7 protein-coding genes are annotated in these 12,244 nt (G+C 68.3%); all 7 read right to left on the bottom strand.

Annotation, left to right across the window (positions count from 1 at the left end; translation table 11 throughout):
- Positions 1 to 139: 139 nt before the first annotated feature.
- Entirely contained in the window at positions 140 to 1,306 is a 1,167-nt protein-coding gene (locus ACIQ7M_RS16080) for an ABC transporter ATP-binding protein (protein ID WP_403644214.1), read from the bottom strand.
- Positions 1,307 to 1,319: 13 nt separating this feature from the next.
- Positions 1,320 to 2,381, bottom strand: coding sequence for an ABC transporter ATP-binding protein (locus ACIQ7M_RS16075; protein WP_403644211.1), 1,062 nt, complete (start codon positions 2,379 to 2,381; stop codon positions 1,320 to 1,322).
- A 9-nt stretch (positions 2,382 to 2,390) separates the two neighbouring features.
- Positions 2,391 to 3,371 (bottom strand): ABC transporter permease, encoded by a 981-nt coding sequence (locus ACIQ7M_RS16070; protein WP_355760570.1) that lies wholly within the window; start codon positions 3,369 to 3,371, stop codon positions 2,391 to 2,393.
- A gap of 95 nt (positions 3,372 to 3,466) precedes the next feature.
- Entirely contained in the window at positions 3,467 to 5,275 is a 1,809-nt protein-coding gene (locus ACIQ7M_RS16065; protein WP_403644206.1) for an ABC transporter substrate-binding protein, read from the bottom strand.
- A 156-nt stretch (positions 5,276 to 5,431) separates the two neighbouring features.
- Positions 5,432 to 6,466, bottom strand: coding sequence for an ABC transporter permease (locus ACIQ7M_RS16060; protein ID WP_403644203.1), 1,035 nt, complete (start codon positions 6,464 to 6,466; stop codon positions 5,432 to 5,434).
- A gap of 759 nt (positions 6,467 to 7,225) precedes the next feature.
- Positions 7,226 to 9,133 carry a translational GTPase TypA gene (gene typA / locus ACIQ7M_RS16055; protein WP_355760577.1) on the bottom strand — a complete coding sequence of 636 codons (1,908 nt, stop codon included), beginning with the start codon at positions 9,131 to 9,133 and terminating at the stop codon, positions 7,226 to 7,228.
- A 182-nt stretch (positions 9,134 to 9,315) separates the two neighbouring features.
- Positions 9,316 to 11,877: an ABC transporter substrate-binding protein gene (locus tag ACIQ7M_RS16050; RefSeq protein WP_403644200.1), complete on the bottom strand. Its 2,562-nt coding sequence runs from the start codon at positions 11,875 to 11,877 to the stop codon at positions 9,316 to 9,318.
- Positions 11,878 to 12,244: the final 367 nt, after the last annotated feature.

Genomic DNA, 12,244 nt, shown 5'->3' with positions numbered 1-12,244 from the left:
CCCCGGGCATCCGAATGGGCCCTCGCGCGGTACCGGACCTCCGGGCCCCGGAGCGGGCACCCACGCGATCCGCCGTCCACGAAAGGGAGAGGGGCCCGCGCCGGTCGGCGCGGGCCCCTCCTCCGTACGGCAGGCCGTCCTAGCCGGCCTCGGGTGCCTCCTCCAGGGCCGCAAGGGCCGGGTCTAGGACGATGTCCTCGTCGCGGGCCTCGGTGGTCGGCTCCTCCGGGAAGTGGCACGCCGTCAGATGGCCCTCACGGTTGCCCGCGATCCGGACGAGCGGCGGTTCCTCGGTCGCGCACTTGTCCTGCGCCTTCCAGCAGCGGGTGCGGAACCGGCAGCCGGAGGGCGGGGAGATGGGTGACGGCACGTCGCCCGCGAGGCGGATGCGCTCCCGCGGCGGCTTGTCGGACTCCTCCAGTTCGACCTCGGGGACCGCGGAGAGCAGGGCGTGGGTGTAGGGGTGCCGGGGCCGGGTGTAGATGGACTTCCGGTCGCCGACCTCGATCACCTTGCCGAGGTACATGACGGCGACGCGCTGCGAGAAGTGCCGTACCACCGCGAGGTCGTGGGCGATGAACAGGAACGCGATGCCCAGTTCCCGCTGCACCTCCTGGAGGAGGTTGACGACCTGCGCCTGGATGGAGACGTCCAGGGCGGAGACCGGCTCGTCGGCGACGATCAGCTTCGGCTCCGACGCCAGCGCGCGGGCCACGCCGATGCGCTGGCGCTGGCCGCCGGAGAACTCGTGCGGGAAGCGGTTGTAGTGCTCGGGGTTCAACCCCACGATCTCCAGCAGCTCACGGACCCGCTTCTCGCGACCGCCCGCCGGGTCGATCCCGTTGATCTCCATCGGCGCGGAGATGATCTTGCCGACGGTCTGCCGCGGGTTCAGCGACGAGTAGGGGTCCTGGAAGATCATCTGGATCTCGGAGCGGACCGGCGCCAGTTGCCTGCGACCGGCGTGGGTGATGTCCTGGCCGCGGTACGAGATGGTGCCGCCCGTCGGCTCCAGCAGGCGGGTAATCAGGCGTCCGGTCGTGGACTTGCCGCAACCCGACTCCCCCACCAGGCCGAAGCTCTCGCCCACGTGCACCGTCAGGTCGATGCCGTCCACGGCCTGCACCGCGCCGATCGTGCGCCTGATCGGGAAGCCGCCCTTGACCGGGAAGTGTTTGACCAGGTTCTCGACCACGAGCAGCGGCTCGCCGGAACTGTCACCGGCGGCGGCACGCGGGGCGGGCAGCGTGGCCGCGCCCGCCGTGACGTCCTTCTCGACGTCTTCCTTCGCGACGTCTTCCTTCATCTCGCTGTTCTCCCTACCGCAGCCGGGGCTTGATCTGCTCGATGAAAATGGTCTGCTTCTGCTCGGCCGTGAGGTGGCACGCGCCTCCCCGGCCCGCCGGCAGCAGCGGGAGTTCGTCCACGCACCGCGCGCCCCCGACCTCGCCCTGGAAGGTGCAGCGGGGGTGGAACCGGCAGCCCGACGGCGGCCTCAGCAGGGAGGGCGGCGCGCCGGGGATGGGCGCCAGCGGCGTTTCGAGGTCCGAGTCCAGTCGCGGCATCGAGTTCAGCAGGCCCCAGGTATAGGGGTGCTGGGGCGCGCGCAGCACTTCGTTCACCGTGCCGCGTTCCACCGCCCCGCCCGCGTACATCACCATGATGTCGTCGGCCATGTCCGCGATGACGCCCAGGTCGTGCGTGATGAAGATGATGGCCGAGCCGAACTCCTGCTGGAGGTTCTTCAGGAGGTCGAGGATCTGGGCCTGCACGGTGACGTCGAGCGCGGTGGTCGGCTCGTCCGCGATCAGCAGGTCGGGGTCGCAGACCAGCGCCATGGCGATCATCGCGCGCTGGCGCATACCGCCGGAGAACTGGTGCGGATAGTCCTTCGCCCGTTCCTTGGGATTGGGGATGCCGACCTTGCCGAGCATCTCCACCGCGCGGTCCCAGGCGGCCTTCTTCGAGGCGCCGGTGTGCTTCCAGAACGGCTCGGCGATCTGCCGGCCCACCGTGTAGTAGGGGGAGAGCGCCGTGAGCGGGTCCTGGAAGATCATCGCGGCCTTGTTGCCGCGCACCTTCTCCAACTCCGACTCGCGGGCGGTGATCAGCTCCTGCCCGTCGAGCACGATCTCGCCCTCGATGGTGGTGAACATCGGGTTGTGCAGGCCGAGGATCGTCAGGTTGGTCACCGACTTGCCGGAGCCCGACTCCCCCACGATGCCGAGGGTCTTGCCCCGTTCGAGGTCGAAGGAGAGCCCGTCGACGGCCTTGACGACGCCGTCCTCGGTCTTGAACCGGACGTACAGGTCGCGCACCGAGAGGAAGGCACCCGAGTCCGCCGGGGTGCCGGCGCCCGATTCCTTGGTCAGAGTGGTCACGGATTGCTCCTAGGACAGCCGCACGCGCGGGTCGATGAAGGCGTAGCAGGCATCCACGATGATGTTGAACAGCAGGATCATGGCGGCGGAGAAGAGCATCACGCCCAGCAGCAGCGGAAGGTCGCTGAAGAAGACCGATTCCACGGCGAGTTTGCCGAGGCCGGGGAGTCCGAAGGTGTACTCGGTGATGATCGCGCCGCCCAGCAGCGAGCCGAGGTCGATGCCGAAGATGGTGACGATGGGGATCAGCGATCCGCGCCAGGCGTAGCGGAAGAAGACGTACTTGCGCGACATGCCCTTGGCGCGGGCGGTGCGGACGTGTTCCTCCTGGAGCTGCTCGATCATCGACGAGCGCGCCATACGGGTGTACTGCGAGGCGAAGATCGTGGACAGGATCACCCAGGGGATGATCAGTCCGGTGAACCAGCTCACCGGGCCCGCCGTGAAGTCGTTGTAGGCGGGCTTGTCGAAGAGGTGGCTCTGGTAGACCAGGGCGGCCAGCGCCAGCGGGCCGAGGAAGTAGATCTGCATCGAGCTGAGCACCATCGCGCCGGCGGTCACCGTCTTGTCCACGAGCGTGCCGCGCTTCCAGGCGGCCAGCATGCCGGTGCCCAGACCCACGATGAGGAAGCAGACCGCGGCACCCAGCGTCAGCGACACCGTGGTGGGCAGGCGGTCCATCAGCGTGCCCCAGACCTCTTCATTGGTGTGGTACGAGTACCCGAAACAGGGCGCGGGGCACGGACCCTGGTCGAAGCCGTTGCTGCCCAGCACGAGGTTGTGCAGGAAGATCCAGTACTGCTCCGGGATCGACTTGTCGAGCCCGAGCACGTGATGGATGTTCGCGAGGTTGGCAGGCGTGCATGTCTTGCCGCACATCAGCAGGCCCGGGTCCCTCGGCATCCCGAAGAACAGCAGGAACGCGACGATACTCAGCAGGAAGAGAATGACGGCGGCGCCGAGTGTCCGGCGAATGAGGAAGCGCAGCATGGCAGGGGCAGCTCTCAGACGTCAGCGGGCCCGACGGGGCCCGGCGCGTCCGCCTCGCTGAGCGGTGAGCGCGCCGGGCCCCGTCAGAGCGACGGTTACTTGACGAACAGGCGACGCGGGTCGACGCCACCGATCACGTCGTCGTAGACCAGGCCGCCGACCTTGGAACCGGCGATCTGGGTCTGCTTGTAGTAGCCGGTCGGGACGACGTTGACGACGTCCTTGACCAGGTACTGGTCGACCTTCTCCCACTCGGCCGCGGCCTGGACCGGGTCGGTGATCTTGTTGATGCGGTCGATGTCCGCGTTCACCTTGGGGTCGTTGACCTGCGAGTAGTTCTGCGCGCCGTCGGCGATCGCGCGGCCGTCGTACAGCGGCGGGATCACGGTCGAGGCGGACGGCCAGTCGGCACCCCACGCGGTGTGGAAGATGTCGTAGTTGTTGTCCAGCTTGCTGACCTGGTCGTAGTAGGTCTCGGCCGGGATCTCCTGGCGCTGGACGTCGAACCCGGCCTTCTTCAGACCCTCGGCCATGGCGGTGGAGTACTGCTGGCCCTCGGGGGTGTTGATGTAGCCGAAGGTCAGCTTCATGCCGACCTTGCCGGCCTCCTTCAGCAGGGCCTTGGCCTTGACCGGGTCACCGGCCGGCTTCTTGATCTTGCCGTGCGGGTCGAAGGCGGCGTCGTAGCCGCTGACCGTCGGGCTGATGAGGCCGCCGGCGACCTGCATCGCGTCGGTGCCGCCGTAGGCGCGCACGAACGGCGTGATCGGCAGGGCGTAGGCGATGGCCTCGCGGATCTTCTTGTCCTTGAGCGCCGGGTGGCTCAGGTTGATGTTCATCTGACCGACGTAGGGCTGGAAGCCCGAGACCGTACGGGACTTCATCTTCGGGTCGGCGAGGACCTTGGAGAGGTTGCCCGCGTCGACCTGGTTGTTGAAGCTGATGCCGGCCTGGTCGGCTCCGGTGTCGGCCAGCAGCGTCTTGGTGGACGTCTCGTACTGCTGGTTGAACGTGATGTTGAACTTGTCCACGTACTGGTGACGGATCGGGTCCGTCTTCGGGTCCCAGTTGGTGTTCTTCACCAGGACCATCGACTTGCCGGACTTGAACGACTGGATCTTGTACGGACCGGTCGTCACGGGCGCCCGGTCGTACTTCGTCTCGGTGTCACCCTTCTCGGAGACGATCGCGTAGCCCGCCATGGCGAGGGCGTACGGAAGGTCGGGGTGCGACGTCTTGAACTTGAAGACGATCGTTTTGTCGTCCGGCGTCTGCAGGATGCTGTCCGGCAGGTGCTTGCCCTTGTAGGGGCCGTCCTTCAGCAGCTTGCGGTAGTCCGCGCCCGGGGTGTCGGCCAGCCACTGCTGGACGTAGGGCGGGCCTTGGTTGATGAACGCGGCGAACATGCGCTCGAAGGTGTGGCGGACGTCCTTGGACGTGATCGCCGTACCGTTCTCGAACTTGATGCCGTCCTTGAGCGTGTACTTCCAGGTCTTGCCGCCGTCCGTCGTGGTGCCGGAGTCGGTGGCGAGGTCGCCGACGATCTCGTGCTTGGAGCCGTCGTCGCTCGTGGCCTTGTAACCGGTCAGACCACGGTGGAGCAGCGTGGCCAGGGAGCCCTCGTCGGAGACGTAGATCTGGCCCGGGTCCAGGTGCGCGTAGCTGTCACGCTGGAGGACCTCCATCGTGCCGCCGCTCTTCGCGCCCGGTACCTCGGCCGCGGGACCCGTGGAGTCGGCCGCGTTGCCGAACTTGATCGACTGCTGCTGCCGCTGCGCGTTCTCCTTGTCCTTCTTGTTGTCGCTCCCCTTGTCGCTGCCGCCCTTGCTGCAACCGGTGAGCACGAGAGCTCCCGCCGCGAGCACGGAGATCGCGGCGTATGCGTGGCGTCCGCCCCTACTCATCACTCGGATTCCTACCCATCTGTTGTCACCGGTGCGAACAAGTGCACCTGTGGTGCCGCTGAGTTGCGGTCTGCGGTCTTCGAACCAGTGATCTGACATTGAGGTGCTGTGAAGGTGCCGTTCGAGATCGGGGCGAAGGCGCCCACAACTCTTTGGTCAGCGAGCCGTCTTGGGATCGAAGGCGTCCCTGACCGAATCCCCGAGCAGGTTGAACGCGACGACGAAGATGATCATCGAGACGCCCGGGAAGAACATGTAGGTGATGTCGTTCTGGAGCACGAGTTCCGTCGAGGCCTTGGAGAACATCTGTCCCCAGTCGGGCGTCGGTTCGACGATTCCGACGCCGAGGAACGACAGACCGGCTTCGATCGTCACGAAGTTCGGGAGCAGATAGGTGGTCTGCACGAGGAGCGGTGTCACCACGTTGGGCAGGACCTCCTTGCGGATGATCCGCCAGGGGGACGCCCCGCTCACCTTGGCCGCTTCGATGAACTCCCGTTCGCGCAGGGACAGTGAGGTTCCCCGTAGGATGCGGCCGAGGCTCATCCAGCCGAGGAACCACTGCACGACGATCAGCGCGACCACCCGCACGTAGGTCGGGGTCTCGTCGCGCGGACTCACGAAGAGCGAGACCACGACCGGCATGCTCGCGATGAAGAAGAGCTGCGAGGGGAAGGCCAGCAGGAAGTCGATGACGCGGCTGATCGCGTAGTCGAGCCTCCCGCCGACGTAGCCCGCGGTGACTCCCAGCAGGATGCCGGTGATCACGACGGTGACCGTCACCGCCACGGAGATCATCAGCGAGGTCCGGATACCGAAGATCAGTTTGGTGAAGACGTCATAGCCGTTGCCCGGCTCCAGGCCGAACCAGAACTCGCTGCTGATGCCGCCGTTGGGCTGGAGCGGTACGCCGGCGCTGTCGAAGAGCTCGGGACGTTCGTCCGCGTACACCGTGTACGGATTCTTGCCGTACAGCTTGGAGATCAGCGGGGCGAGCAGCCCGACCAGGAAGAAGAACCCCACGACGTAGGCGGAGATGACTCCCGAGCGGTCCCGTTTGAAGCGGGTCCACATCAACTGGCCGGGAGACCGGCCGACGAGCTGGTCGCCCTCGGGTTTCGTGGTCGCCGCCCGCCCGCCGTGCACGACGACCGGTTCCGCGCCGTCCTCAGTCTCGATAGGACTCGTCACAATTCGCCCATTCCGCAAGTGTGGGTGTGCCGTACCCGGCCGCGCCGGTCCGCCGGAGCGGATCGGGCCGTGCCGAGTCGGCGGCCGTCACCTGGCGTGCCCGGCCACCGTTCGGTTCAGAAGAGACGTCGATCGCCCGAAGTCGCCCGGAAGTCCCAGCGGGACGCGCGTAGTTGAAACCACGTCACGGTCCGTCGGGCCGGGCGCAGGCGCCGGCCCCCGCGTCAGTACGCGGTGGCGCGGATCAGGGTTCGGAACTCCGCGCCGTCGTCGCGGACCGCGGGGGACGATGTGACCCACAGGGCGTTGATGACACCGCACATGGGTACCTCCTCATGACTCAACCGGTGCACGGACAGGAGGGGTACTGGTTGACCTCCGACACCCCTGACGGAGGATCAAGCACCCCACTGTGCTCGTGAGTCGACGCTGTCCCCACAGCGCATGACCCATTGACCCGAGCGTTACGCGGCTAACTATGTGACATGAGCCAGATAACCGACCACAGCCTTTAGGTCTCGGTTCCATCACAGCTGCCGCGTACATCTTCCGTTATCTGGACAAAATGATCTGCGGGAGAAGCCCCCGAAACGGACGTGTTACATGCGTATCGGTCTGGACGCACCGCATTTCGGACACGGGAGGACGGAAAACGGGTGGCAAAAAGCCCGGGTGCCCCCCATGCGGGGGCACCCGGGCTCAGGTTGCCGGTGGATCAGCCGGCCGGGCCTGACGGATCAGGCCGGCGGGACCGGTGGATCAGCCGTGCTTGGCGCGGCTCGCGGTGCGGCCGCGCTCCTTCTGGTCGAGGACGACCTTGCGGATGCGAACGGCCTCCGGGGTCACCTCGACGCACTCGTCGTCGCGGCAGAACTCCAGCGACTGCTCCAGGGAGAGCTTGCGCGGCGGGACGATCGCCTCGAACGTGTCGGCCGAGGCGGACCGCATGTTCGTGAGCTTCTTCTCCTTGGTGATGTTCACGTCCATGTCGTCGGAGCGCGAGTTCTCGCCGACGATCATGCCCTCGTACACCTCGGTGCCGGGGTCGGTGAACAGCACACCGCGCTCCTGGAGGTTCGTCATCGCGAACGCGGTGACGGCGCCCGCGCGGTCGGCGACCAGCGAACCGTTGTTACGGGTCGTCAGGGTGCCGAACCACGGCTCGTGGCCCTCGTGGATGGAGTGGGCGATGCCCGTACCGCGCGTACCGGTCAGGAACTCGGTCCGGAAGCCGATGAGGCCTCGGGACGGGACGACGAACTCCAGGCGGACCCAGCCGGAGCCGTGGTTCGACATGTTGTCCATCCGGCCCTTGCGGACACCCATGAGCTGCGTGACCGCGCCCATGTGCTCCTCGGGTACGTCGATCGTCATGCGCTCGACGGGCTCGTGGACCTTGCCGTCGATGACCTGGGTGACCACCTGGGGCTTGCCGATGGTCAGCTCGAAGCCCTCGCGGCGCATCTGCTCGACCAGGATGGCGAGCGCGAGCTCACCGCGGCCCTGGACCTCCCAGGCGTCCGGGCGCTCGGTGTCGAGCACGCGCAGCGAGACGTTGCCGACCAGCTCGCGGTCGAGGCGGTCCTTGACCTGGCGGGCGGTGACCTTGCGGTCCTTGACCGCGGACTTGGCGTCCGCGCCCTTGCCCGTGCCGCCGCGGCCGACCAGCGGCGAGGTGTTCGTGCCGATGGTCATGGAGATCGCCGGCTCGTCGACCGTGATGAGCGGCAGCGCGATCGGGTTCTCGGGGTCGGCGAGGGTCTCACCGATCATGATGTCCGGGATACCGGCGACGGCGCAGATGTCACCGGGGCCGGCCACCTCGGCGGGCTTGCGGGTGAGCGCCTCGGTCATCAGCAGCTCGGTGATGCGCACGTTGGACATCGTGCCGTCGCGCTTGATCCACGTGACGGTCTGGCCCTTGCGCAGCTCGCCCTGCTCGACGCGGAGCAGCGCGATACGGCCGAGGAAGTTGTCGGCGTCCAGGTTGGTCACGTGGGCCTGGAGCGGCGCGGACTCGTCGAAGGACGGGGCCGGGACGGACTCCAGGATCGTGGTGAAGAACGGCTCCAGGCTGTCGCTGTCGGCCGGGACGGTGCCGTTCTCGGGCTTGGTCAGCGAGGCCACTCCGTCACGCGCACACGCGTAGACGATCGGGAACTCGATCTGGTCCTCGTCGGCGTCCAGGTCGAGGAAGAGGTCGTACGCCTCGTTCACGACCTCGTCGATGCGCGAGTCCGGGCGGTCCGTCTTGTTGATGCACAGGATGACGGGCAGGCGGGCCTGCAGCGCCTTGCGCAGCACGAAGCGGGTCTGCGGCAGCGGGCCCTCGGAGGCGTCGACCAGCAGGACGACCGCGTCCACCATCGACAGACCGCGCTCGACCTCACCACCGAAGTCGGCGTGGCCGGGGGTGTCGATGATGTTGATCGTGATGGCGTCGCCGCCATCCTTCGGGTGGTACTTGACCGCCGTGTTCTTCGCCAGGATCGTGATGCCCTTCTCACGTTCCAGGTCGTTCGAGTCCATCATGCGGTCGTCGAGCGACTCGGCGGCGTGCGCGGCGAAGGCACCGGCCTGCTTGAGCATGGCGTCGACCAGAGTGGTCTTGCCGTGGTCGACGTGGGCGACGATGGCGACGTTGCGGATGTCGTGGCGCGTGGCCATAGTGAGGCGCTTCTCCCGGAGTGAGTGGACGGCCTCCGCATCCGCGGGGCCACTGCCGGGCTGAACACGCCACGGCCTTACCCCATGGTACGTGGCCTTGACAGAAGCGGCCTCCGCAGGGCCACCGGGGGCCGGGCGACCCGGGCCCGCCACAGGGCGGGCCCGGGTCGTTCACCCGCAGGTCACCGGCTCTTCGACGGGCTCGCCGAAGGCTTCGAGCCCTTCTTCAGGAAGCCCATGTCCTCGTACACCGGGGTCTGGAATCCGAAGGCCCCGGTGTTCGCCAGGCCGACGCGAGCCGCGGCGAGCTGAGGGCGCTGGTAGAGCGGGATGGAGCCGGCGGCGGCCCAGATGCGGGCGTCGGCCTTGCGGACGAGGGAGCGTTCCTCGTCCTCGTCCAGGGTGGAGAGCGCCTGGTCGAAGAGCTGGTCGACCTGGTCGGTGCCGACGCGGGTGTAGTTCTGCTCGACGCTCAGCGAGCCGTCCGCCGCCGGCACGGGCTTGGCGTAGATCGGACGGGCGTCGGTGGCCGGGAAGGCGGAGGCGGGCCACGAGTAGAGCGCCAGGTCGTAGTCGCCCGAGGCGATGTGGTCCTTGAAGTAGCTCTCGTCGGAGACCTTCGTGATGTCCGTACGAACACCGACGCGCTGGAGCATCCGCGCGATCCGGTCGGCCACCAGCCGCAGGGACTCCGAGCCCGCGCCCGAGGGCACCACGAAGCGCAGCGCCAGCGGCTTGCCGTCCTTGGCGAGGACGTTGGACGCCGCGCCCGCCGGAGCGGCCGTCCCCCTGGGCGCGTACGCCCCCGGAAGCCCGCCCTGCCCGGCGTACTGGCGACCGTCCATGTGCGGGGCGGCCTGCTCGTCCGTGTGGGCGCCCTGCCGCACGCCGGTCTGCTGCTCCTGCTTCCGCGCGTGGTCCTTGGGGTCCTGGGCGGGCTCCCGGCGCACCCCGGAGGGCTTGTCGTCGTCGCCGATGACGTACGTCCCGCCCCCGCCCGGCCTGCCGTCCTCGGCGCCGTCCCCCTTCTTGCCCTGGGAGCCGGCCGCCTTCTCCGTCTTCTTCTGCTCCGTGATCGGACCGCCCGGCACCCACCCGGCGTCCGCGAGCAGCGCCCGCGCCTCGGCGGCGTCCTGGTTGCCGAGGGCGCCGCTGCTGTCCGCGTACGCGGCCTGCCCGGCGAGGGCGAGGTGGCTGCCGACCGGTTCGGCGGGCAGGCCGAGCGGCCGGAGGACGGCCTGGGCGAGTTCCTTGCGGTTCAGGGCACGGGCCACGGCGCGGCGGACGCGCTCGTCGGCGAGGGGGCCCTCGGAGCCGTTCAGGGCGAGCTGGGTGAAGGCGGGTTCGAGGGACTTGCGGACCACGAAGCCGCTCAGTCCCGACCCCGGGGAAGCCTGCGTCGCGCCGGCCCCGCTGCCCTTCGTACCCGACTCGCCCTTCTCGCTCTCGTCGTCCTGGTCGCCGTCCTCGGTCTTCTCGTGCCGGGAGCTCTTCCCGCTCTTCTCGCCGTCCTCGTCCTTGTCGCCCTTCTCGGCCGCCTTCTCGGCCGCCTTCTCGCTCTTGTCGCTGTCCTCGTCCTTGTTGCCCTTCCCGGCCTTCTCGCTCTTCTCCGCCTTCTCCGCCTTCTCCTGCTTGGCGGTCTTCTCGGCCTTCTCGCTCTTCTCGTGCTCTGCGGTCTTCTCGTGCTTGGCGGTCTTCTCGTGCTCGGCGGTCTCGTCCGTGTCGCTCTTCTCGTCCGCCGGGTTCTTCCCGTCCTCTTCCTCGGACTCGTCCTTCTCGGCCTTCTCGTCCTTCTTCCCGGACGTGGCCTTTCCGCTCTCCTCGCTCGTCGCGGAGGCCCCCTGCAACGGGGCGCCGTCCTTGTGCCGGGCGGCGAGCGTGACCTGCTCGGCCTCGGCGGGGTCGATCTCGGCCAGGTCGAGCCTGCCGTCGGCGAGGGCCTCGGCCCGTTTGTCCCGGGCGACGGCCACCAGATCGATCTCGTCGAGCTTGCTGGGACGGCCCCACCAGCGGGCGTTGCGCGTGAGACGGACCTGGCCGGTCTTGCGGTCGACCGCCTTCACCGCGAAGGGCCCCGCGCTGACCTTCAGCTTGCGCCGCGCTCCGTCGTTGAAGGAGTCCGCGGTCCCCATGACGTCCTTCGGGTACAGCGGCGAGAACAGCGCCTTCCAGTCGGCGTAGGGCCGGCTGAAGGTGACGCGGACCTCCAGATTGTTCTTGCCCCGCTCGATCTTCTCGATGCGGTCGTACCCGGCGTTGCGCGCCGTCCAGTACGCGGAGTCCTTGCCGGACAGGGCGCGCCACTGGGCGGCGAAGTCGGCGGCGCCGATCTCGCGTCCGTCGCTCCACACGGCCTGCTGGTCGAGCTTGTACAGCACGACCTGCTTGGGCGAGGTGCCCACGACCTTCGCCGACTCGAGGTAGTCGGAGTTGATCTGCGGTCGGCCGTTCGCGTCGAGCCGGTACATCGACGGCAGGACGGCACCGGCGACACGGGTGGTCGCGGCGTCTGCGTCCGACTGGAACGCGTTCAGCGTCTCCGGTACGGCGTCCACGGCCCAGCGCAGGGTGCCGCCGTCGGCGATCAGGCCACGGGACGCGGGCGCGATGTCCTGCACCGCCACGGGTCTGTCCGCCTCGTCGTCCGCACTGCACGCGGCGAGGGCGGGTACCGCGAGCGCGCCCGCGGTGAGAAATGCGGCCGAGCGCATCACCGCGCGCAGTCCGACGCCTTCGTGGGACATCACTGCAACCTCCGGGGGACGCTCCGCCGCGGGAGCTGGTCCGTTTCTGGTCCCGTTCGGCGGTATTAGTGAGTTGATCCGATCTACGTGCCAACTGAAGAGCAGGTCGGAGGAGGGAAGGCGGCGACACGGCGACGGGGGCGGGGAACCCCACTCGTGCGGCGCAATCCCGACCCGCGCCGGGCCGCGCCACGGGTCCATATCCGGACACCGCGCCGGTGCCGCGCGGACGGCGTCCACATCCGGACTCGCGACGGGGCCGCGCCACCGGTCCTTATCCGGACACCCGCCCGGGGCCAAGCCACCGGCCCCCATCCGGACACCCGCCGGAGGCCAATCCACCGATCCGCATCCGACACCCGCCGAG

It is taken from the genome of Streptomyces sp. NPDC096324 (genome assembly GCF_044763015.1).
Taxonomy (GTDB): domain Bacteria; phylum Actinomycetota; class Actinomycetes; order Streptomycetales; family Streptomycetaceae; genus Streptomyces.
Note: the sequence above shows the minus strand (reverse complement) of the source record. Positions and strands in the feature narration are given on the sequence as shown.